This is a genomic window from Rufibacter sp. JT3400010, from assembly GCF_054956755.1.
In genome coordinates this window covers 112,929-130,368 of record NZ_JBUDXA010000009.1, presented here as the reverse complement: position 1 = coordinate 130,368, position 17,440 = coordinate 112,929, and the positions used below count along the sequence as shown (strand labels likewise).

Sequence of the window (17,440 nt, the reverse complement as noted above, 5' to 3'; positions counted from 1 at the left end):
CTGAATTCCAGGGTAAATCTATTGGTTCTGTCGGAATATTGTTTCCGCCGCAGAAAGCAATGGTCTGTTTAGAAGCCGATTTTCACAAAAATGCCCGAAAAGAAGCATTTCATTTTAGACTTAGAAGGGTTATCTTTCTACAAAATCCAACCTGATGAACAGACGCAATTTCTTAAGAACCGGTTCTTTGGCCGGAATCACCTTATCGGCTTTTGGGCTGGGGGCCTGCGCCACCACTACCGGCAACACGCCTACTGCCGCCGCTACTGAAAACCCAATCCAAGCCCCAGCAGGAGAAACCGCCGCTGCGAACCCTGATCCAACCGATTTCCAGCTCAATGAAGTGAGCATCCAGGAACTGCAACGCAGGATGCAGTCTGGCGAACTGACTTCCAAAGTGATCACCCAGCTGTACCTGGACCGCATTCAGACCGTGGACAAGAGCGGACCTAAAATCAACTCGGTAATTGAGGTGAACCCAGACGCCCTGCAGATTGCCGAGGCCATGGACCAGGAGCGCAAAGCGGGCAAAGTACGCGGCCCGCTGCACGGCATTCCGGTGATGGTGAAAGACAACGTGGACACCCATGATAAAATGTCCACCTCGGCGGGTGCTTTGGCCCTGGCAGATAACAAAGCCAGCAAAGACGCTTTCATTGTGAGCCAGTTGCGGGCGGCGGGCGCGGTGATCATCGGCAAAACCAACCTGAGCGAGTGGGCCAACTTCCGTTCTACCAACTCGTCTAGCGGCTGGAGCGGGCGCGGCGGACAAACCAAAAACGCCTACGTATTGGACCGTACGCCCTGCGGTTCCAGTTCAGGATCGGGCGTAGCCGTGGCGGCTAACCTGTGCGCCGTAGCCGTGGGTACCGAAACCAACGGTTCCATTGTCTGCCCAGCGGCCGTGAGCGGCGTGGTAGGCTTTAAACCCACCGTGGGTTTGGTAAGCCGTTCCGGCATTATTCCTATTTCACACACTCAGGACACCGCCGGACCCATTGCCAGAACCGTCACCGATGCCGCCATTCTCATGGGCGTGCTGGCCGGAGTTGACCCGAATGATGCTGTGACCAAAGAAAGCACCGGCAAAGCCCACACAGATTACACCCAATTCTTGGATGCGAACGCCCTGCAAGGTAAACGCATTGGCGTGGAGAAATCCTTTATGGAAGGCCACGTGGCCATTGATGCGTTGCTCCGCCAAGCCTTGGACCAACTGAAAAGCAAAGGCGCTACCATTGTGGAAGTGGAAGCCATGAAAAGCATCAGAGATGCTTCTAAAGACAGTTTCAAGATTCTGCAATACGAATTCAAAGACGGCGTGAACAAGTACCTGGCCTCGGCTAACGCGCAGGTGAAAACCCTCAAAGATGTTATCGAATTCAACAAGCGGAACGAGAAAACCTCCATGCCTTTCTTCAAGCAGGAGATTCTGGAAATGTCAGACAAACTAGGCGACCTGAATACAAAGGAGTACAAAGACGCCGTGGCGAAACAGGTTTCCGGCTCCCGGGCGGCCATTGACAAGCTTCTAAAGGACAACAAACTGGATGCCATTGCCGGCCCAACGTATGGCCCGTCCTGGTGCATTGACCTGGTAAACGGCGACTCTTTCACGGGTTACGGCATGTCTACCCCGGCGGCTATCTCGGGGTACCCACATGTAACGGTGCCGCTGGGCCAAGTGCAGGGACTGCCGGTGGGTATCTCCTTCTTCGGAACAGCCTACTCAGAGCCAAAACTGTTCGGGATTGCCTATGCCTACGAACAACTCTCCAAACACCGCACCGCACCTAAATTCCTGAAGACTACTAATCCGTCTTAAACCAATTCAGGCTGATCTGATTTAGTGGTAGATTTAGAAATGCTTGGTTTAAGGCTTATTTTAAAGAAACAGTCCCTAAACTTGCCACTGCTTTGTTCTATATACTTTCCAGTAGCGCCCACAAGATCCTTTCAGGATGACAAGGATGGGTGGTTAGGTCAGGATGACAAATGGTGGATAGGTTGGCAGATAAGGTAAGTTCTTTAAAGATTACTTTGCTGAATTAAAACAAAACGGGCTTGAACATGATGTTCAAGCCCGTTTGCATTTGACGCTAACACTAAACCTATTTTAAAAAGCACCTCACCCAAGTGGGCCTACTCTAATTTGAAGCTGTTTTTCAGAAATCAGCCCTAAAACAAATTAGCGCTATACTCTTGAAACGGCTGGTCTGGCCACAGCCGATTGTTTGGCTGACTTCTTCTTCAATTTGTTCCACCAGATCAAAGTACCGGTGATTGGCAAGCTGGTGGCAATTAAGCAGCAGATGAAATAGATGATTTTAGAGAAAGTCCCGAAGACATCGCCTACGTGCATTCCCTTTACGCTGGCGGCTATTTTCTCATTGAACTTCTTATCTGCGAATTTCTCTACTTTCAAAGCCTTGCCGGTATACTGGTCTAACTGCACCTTATCTGAAGCAGAAGGCGCGAAGAAGCCGCTTTCAGACTTGTTTACCACCACGGCTCCGGCCGAATCTGACGGTAAAGTGATGCGGAGGTTTCCTTCATAAGGAAGTATTCCATTGGTGATTTTGATGTAATCGGCTAGGGCTGGTTTTTGGGAGGTGAATCCCGCTAAGTCTGAATTCATGGGCTTTTCAGACTTCTGCTTGAAGATCTTGTCACCTACTACGGCGCTGGCGCCATCGCGGTACCATTCAAAGGACCAGCACAGTCCAGTGAGAGCCATGATCAGCAGCAGGAACGAAGAATAGAACCCTAAGGAGTTGTGCAGGTCATGGTTAATGCGCTTCCAGTTGCCGCTGGTTTTCACTTTCAGCCCTAGTTTCCAGTTCTTCAGTTTCTTAGGGAACCAGATCACTAATCCGGAAATGATGATGAAAACGAAGATAATGGTAGCACCGCCTACAATGATTTTGCCAGGGTTCAGCTCTCCGGGCTCTGCTTTCACCAGCAAGGTGCGGTGCAGTCCTTCAGCGGTCTCAAAGAATTCGTGCGCGGGGCCTTCGGTAGTGCCTTTTACTTCGCCGGTATATTGGTTTACCAGATACGTAGTGCCACGGCCGCCTCCACCGGGTCCGCCTTTGCCGACTTTTTTACCCTCTCTGCCTTTAGTGGCAGGTGCACCCGCAATGGCTTGGGAAGCCTCGGCTTTTTTGGCTTCGCCTTTGTCGCCTTCTTCTTTCTTGAGCGTGAAACGGTAAGGCTTGGCGGGGTCTTGCGGAATTTGCAGGGCCGTTACGGTTTCTTTTTGCGCACGCTGCAGCTTCTGGATCAATTCATCCGGAGAAAGGGCTACGGCATTGGTAGGTACCTCCACCCGGTATTTCGCCGGTTCAATGGCTTCTTCTATTTCGGTATGGAACGTGAAAATGGTACCGGTAAGGCATACCACAAACAGCACCAACCCACTGGCTAAGCCTAACCAAAGGTGAATGTCATTGAAAAACTTCCGCAAGGTGTACCCTCTTTTCATGGACGAATCCTTTTATAGTGATCTACTTATTTGTTACCTACTTACCGCTCCGTTCCCCCCAGAATAGACGTTTAGCCCTTATTTTCAGGAAAACAGACCAAAAGCGCAGGAGAAGGAACTGACCAGGAAAGGCTTCTTCTTGTTACTCTGACAAACTAACGACCTATTTAGATTAAATCCAAATAGCAACAAAGCTATTTCTGCTGAACATAGTAAAAACTTAATCTTGTCCTCCTCACCCAGAAGTCTCTGGGCAGCTTTCTATTAAATCTCTCCTTCCTTACTTCCTGAACTAATTAGTTCTTTTATATCATGCCTTGGCTATGTATCTTTCTGCGTATTTCTATCCTTCTATGCTTAAGAAACTACTCTACACCGGAGCATTGCTGGCCACAACCATAAGTGCGGCAAACGCCCAAAGCGCACCTTCCTGGCTGCGTTACTCTGCCATCTCGCCAGACGGCCAAACCATTGTCTTCACCTACAAAGGCGACCTTTATCGGGTACCAGCCAGTGGCGGCACGGCCCAGCCGCTCACCGTGCATGAAGCCCATGATTTTATGCCGGTTTGGAGCAAAGACGGTAAAACCATTGTGTTCGCGTCTGACCGGTACAGCAACTTTGACTTGTTCCAGATGCCCGCCACCGGCGGAGAGGCGCAGCGCATGACGTTCCACTCGTCCAATGAGTATCCGTATGAGTTCAGCCCAGACGGGAAAACCGTATTCTTCGGGTCCACCCGCATGGACATGGCTTCTAACCGTCAGTTCCCCACCTTCGCCCAGCCAGAATTGTACAAGGTAGCTTTAGCCGGTGGCCGTGTGCAGCAAGTCTTGACCACCCCGGCCGAGGAAGTGAAACTGAGCCAGAACGGTCAGATCATGCTGTACCAGGACAAAAAAGGCGGCGAAAACCAGTGGCGGAAACACCACGTTTCTTCCGTGGCCCGCGACCTGTGGAGCTATGACACCAAAACCGGCAAGCACACCAAACTCACTACCTACGCGGGAGAGGACCGCACTCCCGTTTTCGCCGACAATGACAAAACCATCTATTATCTGAGCGAGGAAAGCGGCACGTTCAACGTGCACCGCATGTCCGCTGACAAGCCCGGCACCTCCACCCAGATCACCAAGTTCACCAAACACCCGGTTCGGTTCTTAACCGCCTCTAACAATGGCGTGCTGAGCTTCGGGTTTGACGGGGACTTGTACACCATGCAGCCCAACGGCGCCCCGCAGAAAGTGAACGTGATCATCTCTACTGATGCTAAAACCAACAACGAACGCATTGTACCCGTAGCCGGAAGCGGTGTGCAGGATTTGGCAGTGTCGCCTAACGGCAAGGAAGTAGCCTTCATTTACCGCGGTGAAGTGTTTGTTTCGGCGGTGGAAGGGACGGCTACCAAGCGCATCACAGATACCCCAGAGCAGGAACGCAGCGTCAGTTTCTCGCCAGACGGCAAAAAGTTGATTTATGCCACGGAGCGCGGCAAAGGCTGGAAGATTTACCAAACCGAGATCAGCCGCAAAGAGGAACCTTATTTTTACGCCTCTACCCTGCTCAAGGAAACCCCCATCATTGACAACGACAAGGAAAACTACGAGCCGCAGTTCTCGCCAGACGGCAAGGAGATCGCGTTTGTGGAAGACCGCATGACCTTGAAAGTCTACAACATAGATGACAAGAAAGTGCGTACCCTGCTCACCACCAATGAGCTGTTCTCCATGCGCGACAACGACCAATACTTTACCTGGAGCCCAGACAGCAAATGGATCGCGTTTGATTTCTCGGAGCCCGGTTTCGCCAACGGCGAGGTTGGATTAATCTCCGCTGACGGAAAAGGCAAGAAAATCAACTTAACCGAGAGCGGCTACCAGGATGATTCTCCGCAGTGGATGGCCGGCGGCAACATGCTCATCTGGAACAGCACCCGCGAAGGCATGCGCGCCCAGGCCAACAGCGGCGGAGCCCAGTCAGACATCTTCGCGATGTTCATGACCCAGGCCGCCTATGACAAATTTCGGTTGAGCAAAGAAGATTACGCCCTGGTGAAAGAAGCCGATGAAAAAGCAGCCAAGGAGAAAGAAAAGGACAAGGATAAAGACAAAAAGAAGAAGGAATCCCTCACCATTGACTGGGAAGGCCTGAAAACCCGCAAAGCGCGCCTGACCCTGCATTCCTCGCAATTAGGCGATGCCCTGGTGTCTAAAGACGGCGAGACGCTGTACTACCTGGCCCGCTTTGAGAGAGGCTACAATCTCTGGAGCACTAACCTGCGCACCAAGGAAACCAAAATGGCCGTGACCCTGAACGCGAACCGGGCCAGCATGGATTGGGACAAAGACTTCAAAAACCTGTTCCTGCTAGCCGATGGCCGGGTGATTAAGTTAGACCCAACCGCGAACAAACAAGAGAACGTGGCCATCAGTGGCGACATGAACCTGAATGTAGCCGCTGAACGCGCTTTCATGTTTGAGCACGTGTGGCGCCGCACGCAGAAAACCTTCTATACCGCCGGTTTCCACGGTGCCAACTGGGCCGCCCTGAAAGGTGATTATGAGAAATACCTGCCGCACATCAGCAACAACTATGAGTTCTCTGAGATGCTGAGCGAATTGCTGGGCGAGCTGAACGTATCGCACTCCGGTTCCAGCTTCTCCAACGTGCCCGTAAACGCCGATGCCACCGCTTCTTTAGGCGTGTTCTACGACCAGAATTTTACCGGAAACGGCCTTAAAATAGACGAAGTGATTCTGGAAGGTCCACTTCAGAAAGCAGGTCTGGACGTGAAACCCGGCATGATCATCGAGAAAATTGATGGCGAAACCCTTACCCCAGAGAAAGATTACGCGCAGTTCCTGAACCGCAAAGCCGGCAAAAACACGCTGCTCACTATTTATGATCCATCGTCTAAGAAGCGCCGGGACATTACCATAAAACCCATCTCTGCTGGTGAGGAAAACTCCTTGCTGTACAAACGCTGGGTGCGCCGCAACGCCGAAGAAGTGGACCGCCTGAGCAACGGCCAGTTGGGCTATGTGCACATTCCGGGCATGAACGACCCTGCCTACCGCAACGTGTATGAAGAAGTAATGGGCAAATACGCCAACCGCAAAGGCATGGTGGTAGACACCCGCAACAACGGCGGCGGTGACCTGGTAGCAGATCTGGCCATGTTCCTAAGCGGCAAAGTGTTCCTGAACTACACCACAGACAACCGCTCTACCGGTATTGAACCCTCGTTCCGGTGGAACAAACCCAGCATTGCGCTGGCCAACGAAGCCAACTACTCAGACGGTCACTGCTTCGCGTTCAGCTACCAGGATTTGAAATTGGGGAAACTGGTGGGCATGCCGGTACCAGGCACCTGTACCTTTGCCGGTTGGGAATCTCTGCAGGACAACAGCGTACGCTGGGGCGTTCCGCCGCTGGGCGTGAAAGACGTGCAGGGTCGCTACCTGGAAAACCTGCAAACTGAACCAGACGTGAAAGTGATGAATGAATTTGAGCAGGTAAGCAAAGGCAAAGACCAGCAATTGGAAGTGGCCGTGCAAGAGCTTTTGAAAGAAGTGAAATAAAAACGATGTACTCCTAGAAAAGCCCGGTTCAGCCGGGCTTTTCTGTTTTATAACGAAAGTGGGAGTTCTCCTTCAAGCTGTTTTGGAGGCCTTTTTCCGGAACCAGCCGTAAAACACCCCAATTCTACTCTGATTACCTTTAGCCTATGAATAACAGAGACATCAGCAAGTTGCTAAGCTTGGTGCTTCGGCATAAGCCGGAGGTTTTGGGCATTGAACTGGATGCGGAAGGCTGGACAAGTGTAGAGCAGTTGTTGCAGAAACTAAACGCCGGGGGCAAACCTGTTTCCCTGGAAAGATTGCAAGAAGTAGTTTCCTCCAATGACAAGCAACGCTTTGCCTTCAATGAAAACCACACCAAAATAAGAGCCAGCCAAGGCCACTCCCTATCCATTGATTTAAAATTAGTGCCTGTTTCACCGCCGGAGTTCCTGTATCACGGCACTGCAGAGCGGAATGTAGCCGATATTTTAAAATCGGGACTTCAGAAACAATCGCGCCAGTACGTGCATCTTTCGGCAGAGCCGGAGACGGCTGTCAAAGTGGGTTCCCGACACGGAAAACCCTTCCTCTTCCAAGTGAAAAGCGGTCAGATGCAGCGAGAAGGTAGAATATTCTATCAATCTGAGAACAAAGTTTGGCTGACGGACTTTGTGGCTCCTACGTATCTGGAAGCCTACCCCTCTCCTTAACCACTGTTTTGATGCTTGTTTTTAGAAGTTACCTCCTAAACAGTTCTGAGAAAGCTCGACTGTAGCGTAAAGCGTCATGAACGTTCTTACTCCACCAACTTTCTCTGGCTACCCTGCTACTTGAATACAGGATAAGAAGCGGGATTTCAGGTTACCGTGTTTAAAGAAGAGGTAATCACAGCTTTACTACCTTTCGCGTTTGTACTTCCCTATTCCGCTAGAGATTATCCTAAAAGTACAAGTCCTGACCCCAACCTTTGCGTAAAAGCATCCATAGCTGCAAAACATCTATAAGCCATTGTAGCACGGGTGGTAAATTAGCCCGTTTGTTTCAGGTCTTGCCTGTTGGCAGGAGATTCTTGTACTAAAGCCTTTTCTAACCATAGAAAAACTATACTGGATATGCAGGTGACGGAAAAACTCAAAACGTATTATCACTTTTACCAGGAGTTGAAGGAGAAAGGCGGTCCCGAAGAAAACACGGAATTGTTTGAATCGGTGGTGGAACTGGAAGAGGATATCATGTCGGCGTACGGGCTGCCGCCGTCCCACACGCACCTTCAGATTCTGTGGCAATTAACCGAAGCGGTACCTTTATCTGAGCAAGCGTTGCAGAAAACCCAGGAACAGTTGCAGCAGGCTGCCACTGAGCATCTCATGGCGCCGGTTAAAACAAATCTGGAGGTTTTGCTGGAAGCCAAACGTGAGAAGCTGAGTGCCTTCAACGTCCTTCCCGAGATTGGCCAGCCCACCCATGACTACCCCATCTTCCTGTTTGAGGAGATGCTGCTCAAGGATAGAGCCACTCCCGAAGCCATTTTGCAGGAAATGGAAAAAGTAAAGGAACTGGACTGCTACGGCGAAGTGGCCACCCTGCTTTACTACCACAGAAAAACCTTCCGTAAAACCAAGATCTATAAAAAACTGAAGCACCAGCTTCAGTTCCTGGACACGTATCTTCTCCAGTTAAATGCCATAGGCGACAGCACCGAACACAGTATTTTTGTCTCCAGCCTTTTTCAGCAGGAAAACAAAGATGCCCAGCTTCTGGAGCAGTTGGTCGCGCTACCGCCCCAAGTTTCCACGTCTTCGGGCATTGACCCTGCCACCTACTCCCCGCAATCCATTTTGCTATCAGATCCTTTTGAGATGGAAGAGATCGTCTACGCCGAGGATACCGCCGTCACTGTGACGGGCAAAACACACTCTGGGTCTACCTTCAAAGTGGTGTCACTAGGATTTGACTTAGGCGACCTTTCCCGTCTGTTCGCCCAGTACCCCGAACAAGGTCTGCAGATTTTGTCTCTGTTTGCCCGGCACCAAAAAGAACAGCCCCTGGATTCCCCCATTGTCCTTAACCTGAAGGATAGTACCGGCAGCACCTTTCTAGCCGATGCGCATTATTTCAAAGTCTACAAACCCCTGGTCTTAGACGAAGAAGGAGCCCACCAGATCATGCAGGATGAGTTTTACCTGGTAGAGGAGATTGTGGAAAGATCGGCCTTTGACCTTGAGCAACTGAAAAGCTCCAAGGAGTCGCTCGTCAGCATCTTTCAAAGCCTTAAAGACAGCTACCAGGTTTATCAGAATCTGTTATGGGAAGGAGAATCTGAAAAGAATGCCCGCAAAGCAAGTGGCCTGGAAAACCCCACTTCTTTTGAGTTAGCCCACCACTTGTATACCCTGGAAAAACACGGCGGCAACATGGGTCTTTAATAAAAAGCATTACTTCCCGCTCAAGACGATTCTGAAATTCCAGAGAGAGGTTTTGATGCTCTTTTCCTAAAAACGGCCCCAAAACCTCTCTCTGGAACTACTTACAAAGGAATGGGTCTTTTACGCTTTAGTCCTGTTTTGCTTAAAACTGCGTTGAAATATAATTGAACGGCAAAAATATTTTTACTGATTACCTTTTCACTGTCAATACTTTAGAAGCCATACAATCTCATAATCTCGAAAACATGAACTTTTTTTCACCTGATGTTTGGCAGATCAAAATCACACCGCTATATTTGCACCATCAAAACCGAAAGATGGTCCGTTCGTCTAGGGGTTAGGACACCAGATTTTCATTCTGGTAACAGGGGTTCGATTCCCCTACGGACTACAAGAAAGCCTCTCAGTTCATGCTGAGGGGCTTTTTTTATTGGCCTTCAAATCATCAGATTTCAAATATTCTAGGTGTCTTAACCATGATCAAGCATTTATACTTGTAAGCTAAGTAAAGTAAAATGCACCTTGTACAAGCAAAGGTTTCTACCACCTACTGCACGCCAGTTTTTTCCAGGTGGTTTGCTGAAAAAGCGTTTCATCTCTCACAAAAACAAATCACGGTTTGCCAGCAGGTTGGTGAGGGACATTTTCGCGGCAAGGGCAGAATCAGCGTAGTGGCCCTCCTGCATCATCTTTTTGGCGCTTTCGATGCCGTTTAAGGTAGAGCTAAGTAGCGATAAAACATACACTTCTTCGGCTTGGTGAGTTAGCCCGCGCACCGCGTTTCCAATGTCTTCCAGAATAGTTTTTAATTTTTCTGCCTGTTCCCCATTGGTCTCCAAAGGCTGCAACTCCGAACGCAGTAAATCCAGTATCAGAAACAAATTCCCGTTCTCTTCCATCCTCAGTATTCCCTTTGTTTCTAAGATGAGTGACAGAAATCAAGCATTAGCTTCAGAAGCCCTGTTCACTGTATTTTACTTGCTAGAAGGTATATACGTATATTTATCGTACTTGTACGGTATTCCAGGGGAAAACTAAACAGTGAAAGCAGCTTGGAGTTATATTCGTAATCAGAATACCTGCAAAGCCCATGACTGCCGCACCGCCTACCACCATCCAAAGCTCTCATCAACCGGAAACGCAGAACCGGTTGGCAGAACAAGGAAGCTATTTTGTGGTAAGGGGAGAAATCGTTTTCAAAGGATTCAATTCCTTTTATGAAACTTACATGTACGCCTTAAACAGATTCGGTTCTGAGAATTTTCTGGTGCAGAAAGAGGGCTGGTAGAAGTTCATCGCCAGATGATGTTCCTGTAATCTCCTCCATCCGGAATACAGATCAGTACACTACCCTTTCAATCAGAATCTACCAAAGCGGATCTGATCTATGCGGAATGCTGACTGAAAACCCATTTATAATCTTAGGAGCCGATGGGTGCCCGTCCCTGAGGCTACCGGTTCACCCAAAATCTTTCCTGGTTCAGAAAAGGAATGAAAAGTCCCCAGAAAAGCTGACACCTTCTTTTACTTTTTCTCATAGACGATGAGCAGGGTTAGCTCGGTGTTTTTGTCTGGGGCCAAGCCGTGCGAACTGCCAGGACGGGTTAGAATGGCATCACCGGGTTTTACTGGGAAGGTTTTGCCATTCATTTTCATTTGGCCAGTGCCACTAAGAATATAGTACACCTCATCTTCTTTCTGTAAATGATACCCAATAGATGAACCGGGTTTTAGGGTTCTTTTCCTGAAAGCAGTAGTAAAATCGGAGACTCCCTCAAAGAAACTGTATGCGGTGGTCTCCCCGCCGCCGCTGTGCGGACCAGGTTGCGTTTTACTCACTTGCGCATCTTGCTCCAGCACATAACCGCTCTTATCAGGTGTTTTAGCCTGTGCAAACAAGTCTCTATCTGTGGAAAAGAGCAATGCCACGGAAAATGACAGCAAAAGCCTGGTTTTCATACTTAATGATACTTTACAAACTCAAAAATAGGAAGAAGCTACAATAGAGAGCTTTGCTGAAAGCTGGCGCACTACAGTTTCAACTGAATTGATAACTTTCACTCATGATCATGGACTAGGTATACCCAACCCAGGCAGAATGAACTTTACGGTAAGCCCCAGGTCTATTCTTTTGGAAAATTCCGGTGTTTCAGACACAGCATTGGTTAGATCACTGGTCTGGACAAAAACACCACCGGCCACTTTCCCCTTGGGAAACAGGTAAAAACCAAGGCCTGTTTGGTAAACGGGATCATCTGACTGAACTCGCCGGCCATACAGGTGAAGGGCATAGTTCACATTTGAGGCTGGGGTAATATACTGCACGGCATCCAGGCTGAAGGTATTCACAACCTCCGTTGCATAAGCTCCGGAATAAGCCTTAAACTCTTGCTCAATGATGCGGGTAGTTTGCCCCGTGGGATCTGTGCTGACTGTCTGTTGCCTGAAGCTGACGGAGGCCAAATTGTCAATGTTGTTTTCCCTTGAAATATCCCAAGAAGCCCCAATGGAAGTGGCTCCGCCGATGAGTACCGTGTAGGCCACCTGCGCCAGATACCCCCGAAACCTCTCACTGTAAATCTGCTGATTAAAAGGCCTTGCGGGATCATATAAAGTATATCTGGCGGCCTGTCCGCCTAATCTAAATGTCAGCCAATCTTCTATGGAAATCTGATTATCTCCATGTAACACCGGAGTTCCGTTTTTATCAATGGTAGGAAAGAACAGTGATCTATGACCTAAAAACAGATTAGCCGAAGTACCGGGAGTAAAATCACCATTGGAGAATAACGTTGACAAGTCTCCCGATGCGGAGCCTGCCACGTTAAAGCCCCAGTAACACCGGTTCCGCTTCAGCAATTGGCTTCCCTCCTCGGCTGGTGAGGCTGATTTAGAAAAGAAGTATTGAAATTGAATGCTTCGGTTCCCTGTATTCACCCCGAAGTACCCAATGGGAGCAATAATGGCGGTTCTCCCCTCTTTATCTTCAAAAATGGGTTTAAACGTTTGGGCATGGGCTGACAGGTTCAGAACTGTTAACAAGATGGCTGCCATGAAAGCCACTGTACCGCTTCTCTTTTTCATACTGCTCACAGATTAAAGGGTGATGGCACCTCTAAGGACAGAATACCCTTTCTTGATTTCTCCTTTGATAGGCTCTGGGGTTACATCTTTGTCATCTACCAAGATCTTGAGGTTCCAGGGGGTTTTGTTCCAGCCCGTACAATGCACATAATAGTCTAACTCGCCTTCAATGGGGAAATCACTGATGGTGATGCGGTAGACATTATCAAGGGTTCGGGTGAGGGCTACCGCATAACCTTCTAACATAAAAAGCTGCAGCGTAGCCTCTGTGCTTAGTTCAACACTAATTCTATGATTCTTTGCCATTAGTTGATTGAGTAAACGTGTTTGATATGTCTAATATGTTTTGAATTTGGGAAAAGAGGTTTCTTCCTTTCTAAGTCGTATTTCTAAAAAACAGACCTAAAACAACCGAGCATTTCCGCTGACGCTTAGGCTTAAACTGTCACTTACCTGAAGATGCTTTTAAGTATTTCTTCTTTGTCATCCTGGAAGGATCTTGGTGGCGAACGGCAGTAGCAGTTCTTAATGGCAATTCTTGCTTGCTCACAAGATCCTTTCAGGTTGAAAGTATGTGTGTTTATAAGCTAATACGTCTGTTTATGCACCTGCTCTTTTTAGCGTTTTCAAGCCTTTTTTTGGAAAAACAACCCATAAACAATGATCATCTATTCCTCAGTTTATGAATGCTTATTTTCTTGACTGTTGCTCCTTGCGTTTATTGTTTAGGTAAGTCACCAGTTCCTGCAACCGGGGGTTAATAGAAGTATCGCTCACCTGAATCCAGTGCTCACGGCCCTCTTCTTCTACCTTGATGTGGTACTGTTTCATATCTGCCCCCCGGGTAACCTCCGAAGGTTGGTTTGGCAAATCAAAGAAGCTGGTTTCTTTGATTAAGCCCATCAAATGGTTCTCTTCTTCCTCTGGTAGTTCATTGCTATTTAATTCCAGCGGTTTGTTTAACCCTGGAAAATACCCGAGCCCGCCTTCTGTTTTGAATTGAATTTTCATAAAAGAGGCTAAAATCTAAAATCACAAAGAGAGTATAAAACCGAGAAAGCTTCTTAAACAGGCATTGAAATACCTACCTGGTTCCAGGCATCCCGCACCTGCGCTTCCACGTCAAACCGTTTGGCATGTTCAATGGTCAAGGCGGCGAACTGCTGGAAGTTGGCGTTTGGCCTGAGTCCCGGATCAAGCAAGGTGGCATACCAGACACGTCCTGCTTTTTCCCAGGCATACCCTCCAATGCTCATGGCTGCCAGGTAGAAAGCGTGATTGGGAATACCGGAGTTAATATGTACCCCGCCGTTGTCTTCAAAAGTGTTCACGAATTCATTCATGTGCTTCGGTTGTGGGTCTTTGCCCAGCACCGGATCATCATACGCGCTTCCGGGGTCTTTCATGGAACGGATGGCCGCTACGTTCCCACCTCCGCCCTGTACTTGATCGGTAAACAGCCCCGCCCCTATCAGCCAGTCGGCTTGGTCAACGGTTTGGTTGAGGGTGTATTGTTTCACTAATGAGCCAAAAACATCGGAAAGGGATTCATTTAAAGCCCCTGGCTGACTTGAGTATAGTAACTGGCTCTCGTCTTCCGTTACGCCGTGGGCCAGTTCATGGGCAATGACATCCAGCGCCAACGTAAACCGGTTGAAAAACTCTCCGTCTCCGTCGCCGAACACCATTCTCTGGCCGTCCCAAAAAGCGTTGGTGTAGTCTTCGCCGAAGTGCACAGTGCCGTACAGCGGCATTCCTTCATCATCAATAGAGTTGCGCTTGAAGACATTCCAGAAGAAATCATAAGTAGCCCCTAGGCCATCATAGGCTTCGTTTACCGCCACATCATCTGTGGGTGGACCTCCTTCTGACCTGACAATCACTCCGGGCAGCGTCTGGCTGTTGTTGGCAGTAAAAATAGTCCGTTGTTTTTCACCGGCCACCATAAAGGCTAAGGACCTTTTCCTGAAAAACTCTGCGCTTGCACGACCGCCTGACCGCAAGTTGCGGAAGGTCATATCTCCGCTTATAATACGCAACGCGCGGGATCGCTGCTCTTTGTTTCCGTTCTCGGCAATGGCCCGTAAAAGGTAAGGGGGCAGAATACAGAATATGGAATGGCGATGGGGGGCTTGCTGGCACATCTTCTGTTTGGTTTAGTATTTACACGTATGTTCTAAAATACTCTGTCTAAATTATTTAGTTGTAAGCAGACAAACTCAGACGAAATAGTTACAGGTTTATAGTTTAATATCAATAGGACCCAGGACAATAGGCCATTGCTGGGGTTCTGCCCCTTCTGCCATAGCAGCAAACTCCTGCTGGGTAATCTCCTGAGGTTGTACCTCTTTCAGTTCCTCAAAAACAACACCGGTTAACTCTTCCAGCGTTTGCAACGAGATCTGATAAAGCTGAAACTTGATGTACGTACGGCCATTCTTATCTTTCAGGATTTGTTCTTCCATTTGGTTCATCAGAAAAGTAACTGCCGTGATAGTACCATCCTGCTTCTCTAACACCACCACTTTCCAGAAAGCAGCCGGAATCTTAATATCAGAAAGCCGTATGTCATCTTTTCGGAAAACCGGGCCTACAAACACACATAGCTTGTAATTGTCATTTTTGGCGAAATCAAGCACCCAGTTCTCCAGCGCTACCCATTCGTCCTGGTTGAAGTTTTCGTGCTGCAGGGCGGCATTGGTAAAATGAAAGGAATCGCTGTTGGCCTGTCTGGCTTCTTCCACAGAAAGTCCCCAGATCAAAGATTCTCTATGGGCCAGATGGCCCCGGTCCCAGGCATTGTTTCTGTAATACTCATTGCCGGTCTGGTATCTGGCCTCTATGCGGTCATCCAACTTCCACTCGTTGTCATCATTACTGATTTTCACAATGTGCATGCCGTCTATGTTGCTGGCCACATAGATAGCCGTTCGCCGCTCCTGGTTCATCTTCAGGGAAAAATGCACATAATGGAGCAGATTATTTTCTGCACTGGGGATGGGTAATTCTGTTTTGGCTGCTTCGCCTTGCAAGGTGGGATGTTTTACCACAAAACTACTCAAGAAACCTTCCTGGTATCCTTTTCTGATGGCTTGAACAGAAGCAGCCTCCAACATCTGGGGCGGCTGAAAACTTACTTCCAGCTTTTCCAGCACCGAATGGATGTTACTAGCCAGAGCGTGTTCATCTGGATCAGAAACGGTTTCGCCGGCAAAATGAAGGCCTAAGGGTATTTCGTACTTACCCGTCTCTGCATTAAACGCCAGCCAGAGACTACCGGAGTCTCCGCCCTTTGATACTTCCAGGTCAACCGCTGGCTTATCTGGATCTGGCCCTATTTCAAAACCGCCAATGCTCTGGTAACCTACACCGTCGCCATAGAAAATTTTAGCCGTCACCTCTACCCTTCTAACAATGCCGTACGTAATGGCCGTTGTCCGCCCTGATTTAGCCACTTTATCATTCAGTTCGGCTTTGGCAACAATGGAGGGCACAGTATCCAGCCCGTACACAGTGGAATCAAATTGCCTGTTTTCAATGGTGGCAATGGCACAGTCTCCGGCTACTCCTAAATGGCTCCGCACTAATTTGCCAATGATGTTACCCGTCATGTTGTTGTCATCGGCCATGCCTGGCTGCAGGATGGCGTCACCTATGTTTCCGCTGGGACCTTGCAAGACGTGCCAGTTGCTTAAGATGTAGGGTTGTCCAGATTTTTGGTCATACACAATACAGCCAATGGTGCCCGCGCTTACTGTGGGGTGGCTTACGCTTAAGCCAGGGCTTATAACTTGCTGCCGCTGTTTCCTATAATCTTTCTCCGGTTCGGGGACAATGATATACTCTGGCTTGAACTTTCTACTCACCACATCGGTAGGAACCACCAGGCCGTCAAACTCAAAATGGTCTGGTATGACAGCCCCAAGGCTTTGGCCAGCAGGTACGAACGACAGGGCTTCTGGCTCTGAGGAATAAGTGGAATCAACCGTAAACTGAATCACTTCGGTGGAAACACCGTCAATTTCCTTCAGGCCAATTCCCACGGAGTTGATGTTGGGGAGTTGTAAGTACGGCTCGGCCAGGCTGCGTACAATATGCTTCAATTTTTCACGCTTGCTTTGTTCCATGGGTCAAGGTGTCTATTTCGTTTTCCCTTTACTTTCAGAGAGCTTCTCCAGTAGATTTGAATAGGCCGTTAACTTGACGGCGTTTTCCTCCAGCTTTTTTAGCTCGTTTGTAAAATCGGGGCCAGAATCAGTCAGAGCTTCCGGGGCACTCCTCATAGAGGCTTGGTTTGTCTTGAAGGCCACCGCCTGGGTGGTAGTTTTGGCTTCGTCAACGGCGTCTTTCAATTCATTCAGCACCTTTATGGTGATACCATTGGTAGGCGAAAAGGACAGTTCTCCTAGCTTAGGCAGAATCAGCAGAACTACCAAAAGACCTGTACCCAGGAGAAAATACGGGTATGCAGACTCTCTATTTGTTTTAAGATCTGCTATTGAAACAGTCTTCTGAGCAGTATTCACTTGAGCACTGCCCTTGCTCTCTTGAGCAGCCTGACGGTTGGCGGACGTTGCTTCTCTGGGGTTTAGCTTCCCAAGTACAGCCTCACCAGATAATAAGATATAAAAGCCCAGAACTATAATAAGAACAGGTATGGCTAAAAACCATTTAGAAAGGCTAGACATAGGGTGGCTTCTTAAGTAAGAGACATTACTATCATCTTTCAATGCGCAGTTATATTAATGAAAAACATTGATTTATGCGACACTTTCCTTTATTCGTCTCATTCTTACAACTACTGTTACGCCAGGAGCCATTTAAAAGAAAACACCCGGAACAGCTATTAAAACAATTCTACACCCAAGCATTGGACATGCCTT

14 protein-coding genes and 1 tRNA gene are annotated in these 17,440 nt (G+C 48.5%); 6 read left to right on the top strand and 9 right to left on the bottom strand.

What is annotated here, in order from left to right:
* Positions 1-154 precede the first annotated feature (154 nt).
* Positions 155-1,825: an amidase gene (locus ACY0JR_RS11095; protein ID WP_462634155.1), complete on the top strand. Its 1,671-nt coding sequence runs from the start codon at positions 155-157 to the stop codon at positions 1,823-1,825.
* 369 nt (positions 1,826-2,194) lie between these two features.
* On the opposite strand, the gene ACY0JR_RS11090 is transcribed toward ACY0JR_RS11095, so the two are convergent.
* Entirely contained in the window at positions 2,195-3,484 is a 1,290-nt protein-coding gene (locus tag ACY0JR_RS11090; RefSeq protein WP_462634154.1) for a PepSY-associated TM helix domain-containing protein, read from the bottom strand.
* A 353-nt stretch (positions 3,485-3,837) separates the two neighbouring features.
* Here ACY0JR_RS11090 and ACY0JR_RS11085 point away from each other — a divergent pair, with 353 nt between their 5' ends.
* The 4 genes from ACY0JR_RS11085 to ACY0JR_RS11070 all read left to right on the top strand — a co-directional run bounded on the left by ACY0JR_RS11085 (position 3,838) and on the right by ACY0JR_RS11070 (position 9,864).
* Positions 3,838-7,065, top strand: a complete 3,228-nt coding sequence (locus tag ACY0JR_RS11085; protein WP_462634153.1) for a S41 family peptidase — start codon at positions 3,838-3,840, stop codon at positions 7,063-7,065.
* A 146-nt stretch (positions 7,066-7,211) separates the two neighbouring features.
* Positions 7,212-7,757: an RNA 2'-phosphotransferase gene (locus ACY0JR_RS11080; protein ID WP_462634152.1), complete on the top strand. Its 546-nt coding sequence runs from the start codon at positions 7,212-7,214 to the stop codon at positions 7,755-7,757.
* A gap of 402 nt (positions 7,758-8,159) precedes the next feature.
* Positions 8,160-9,473 carry a hypothetical protein gene (locus ACY0JR_RS11075; RefSeq protein WP_462634151.1) on the top strand — a complete coding sequence of 438 codons (1,314 nt, stop codon included), beginning with the start codon at positions 8,160-8,162 and terminating at the stop codon, positions 9,471-9,473.
* A 319-nt stretch (positions 9,474-9,792) separates the two neighbouring features.
* Positions 9,793-9,864: transfer RNA gene (locus tag ACY0JR_RS11070), tRNA-Glu, on the top strand.
* Between the two features lie 208 nt (positions 9,865-10,072).
* Here the strand turns inward: ACY0JR_RS11070 and ACY0JR_RS11065 are convergent.
* Positions 10,073-10,372, bottom strand: coding sequence for a hypothetical protein (locus ACY0JR_RS11065; protein WP_462634150.1), 300 nt, complete (start codon positions 10,370-10,372; stop codon positions 10,073-10,075).
* 191 nt (positions 10,373-10,563) lie between these two features.
* Here ACY0JR_RS11065 and ACY0JR_RS11060 point away from each other — a divergent pair, with 191 nt between their 5' ends.
* On the top strand, positions 10,564-10,761 hold the full coding sequence (locus ACY0JR_RS11060) for a hypothetical protein (RefSeq protein ID WP_462634149.1): 198 nt from the start codon (positions 10,564-10,566) through the stop codon (positions 10,759-10,761).
* Positions 10,762-10,997: 236 nt separating this feature from the next.
* Here the strand turns inward: ACY0JR_RS11060 and ACY0JR_RS11055 are convergent, their stop codons facing one another.
* The 7 genes from ACY0JR_RS11055 to ACY0JR_RS11025 all read right to left on the bottom strand — a co-directional run bounded on the left by ACY0JR_RS11055 (position 10,998) and on the right by ACY0JR_RS11025 (position 17,245).
* Positions 10,998-11,432: a cupin domain-containing protein gene (locus tag ACY0JR_RS11055; RefSeq protein WP_462634148.1), complete on the bottom strand. Its 435-nt coding sequence runs from the start codon at positions 11,430-11,432 to the stop codon at positions 10,998-11,000.
* A gap of 108 nt (positions 11,433-11,540) precedes the next feature.
* Positions 11,541-12,557 carry a hypothetical protein gene (locus ACY0JR_RS11050; protein ID WP_462634147.1) on the bottom strand — a complete coding sequence of 339 codons (1,017 nt, stop codon included), beginning with the start codon at positions 12,555-12,557 and terminating at the stop codon, positions 11,541-11,543.
* A 12-nt stretch (positions 12,558-12,569) separates the two neighbouring features.
* Positions 12,570-12,863 (bottom strand): hypothetical protein, encoded by a 294-nt coding sequence (locus ACY0JR_RS11045; RefSeq protein ID WP_462634146.1) that lies wholly within the window; start codon positions 12,861-12,863, stop codon positions 12,570-12,572.
* A 384-nt stretch (positions 12,864-13,247) separates the two neighbouring features.
* Positions 13,248-13,568 carry a protealysin inhibitor emfourin gene (locus tag ACY0JR_RS11040; RefSeq protein WP_462634145.1) on the bottom strand — a complete coding sequence of 107 codons (321 nt, stop codon included), beginning with the start codon at positions 13,566-13,568 and terminating at the stop codon, positions 13,248-13,250.
* Positions 13,569-13,621: 53 nt separating this feature from the next.
* Positions 13,622-14,701, bottom strand: a complete 1,080-nt coding sequence (locus ACY0JR_RS11035) for a M4 family metallopeptidase (protein ID WP_462634144.1) — start codon at positions 14,699-14,701, stop codon at positions 13,622-13,624.
* 96 nt (positions 14,702-14,797) lie between these two features.
* Positions 14,798-16,684, bottom strand: a complete 1,887-nt coding sequence (locus ACY0JR_RS11030; RefSeq protein WP_462634143.1) for a DNA/RNA non-specific endonuclease — start codon at positions 16,682-16,684, stop codon at positions 14,798-14,800.
* 12 nt (positions 16,685-16,696) lie between these two features.
* Positions 16,697-17,245 (bottom strand): hypothetical protein, encoded by a 549-nt coding sequence (locus tag ACY0JR_RS11025; protein WP_462634142.1) that lies wholly within the window; start codon positions 17,243-17,245, stop codon positions 16,697-16,699.
* Between the last annotated feature and the right edge of the window lie 195 nt (positions 17,246-17,440).

Coding starts and splice junctions, on each gene's coding strand:
- ACY0JR_RS11045 (WP_462634146.1), bottom strand. CDS start 12,863: ATGGCAAAGAATCATAGAATTAGTGTTGAACTAAGCACAGAGGCTACG.
- ACY0JR_RS11090 (WP_462634154.1), bottom strand. CDS start 3,484: ATGAAAAGAGGGTACACCTTGCGGAAGTTTTTCAATGACATTCACCTT.
- ACY0JR_RS11030 (WP_462634143.1), bottom strand. CDS start 16,684: ATGGAACAAAGCAAGCGTGAAAAATTGAAGCATATTGTACGCAGCCTG.
- ACY0JR_RS11025 (WP_462634142.1), bottom strand. CDS start 17,245: ATGTCTAGCCTTTCTAAATGGTTTTTAGCCATACCTGTTCTTATTATA.
- ACY0JR_RS11095 (WP_462634155.1), top strand. CDS start 155: ATGAACAGACGCAATTTCTTAAGAACCGGTTCTTTGGCCGGAATCACC.
- ACY0JR_RS11060 (WP_462634149.1), top strand. CDS start 10,564: ATGACTGCCGCACCGCCTACCACCATCCAAAGCTCTCATCAACCGGAA.
- ACY0JR_RS11050 (WP_462634147.1), bottom strand. CDS start 12,557: ATGAAAAAGAGAAGCGGTACAGTGGCTTTCATGGCAGCCATCTTGTTA.
- ACY0JR_RS11035 (WP_462634144.1), bottom strand. CDS start 14,701: ATGTGCCAGCAAGCCCCCCATCGCCATTCCATATTCTGTATTCTGCCC.
- ACY0JR_RS11055 (WP_462634148.1), bottom strand. CDS start 11,432: ATGAAAACCAGGCTTTTGCTGTCATTTTCCGTGGCATTGCTCTTTTCC.
- ACY0JR_RS11075 (WP_462634151.1), top strand. CDS start 8,160: ATGCAGGTGACGGAAAAACTCAAAACGTATTATCACTTTTACCAGGAG.
- ACY0JR_RS11040 (WP_462634145.1), bottom strand. CDS start 13,568: ATGAAAATTCAATTCAAAACAGAAGGCGGGCTCGGGTATTTTCCAGGG.
- ACY0JR_RS11065 (WP_462634150.1), bottom strand. CDS start 10,372: ATGGAAGAGAACGGGAATTTGTTTCTGATACTGGATTTACTGCGTTCG.
- ACY0JR_RS11085 (WP_462634153.1), top strand. CDS start 3,838: ATGCTTAAGAAACTACTCTACACCGGAGCATTGCTGGCCACAACCATA.
- ACY0JR_RS11080 (WP_462634152.1), top strand. CDS start 7,212: ATGAATAACAGAGACATCAGCAAGTTGCTAAGCTTGGTGCTTCGGCAT.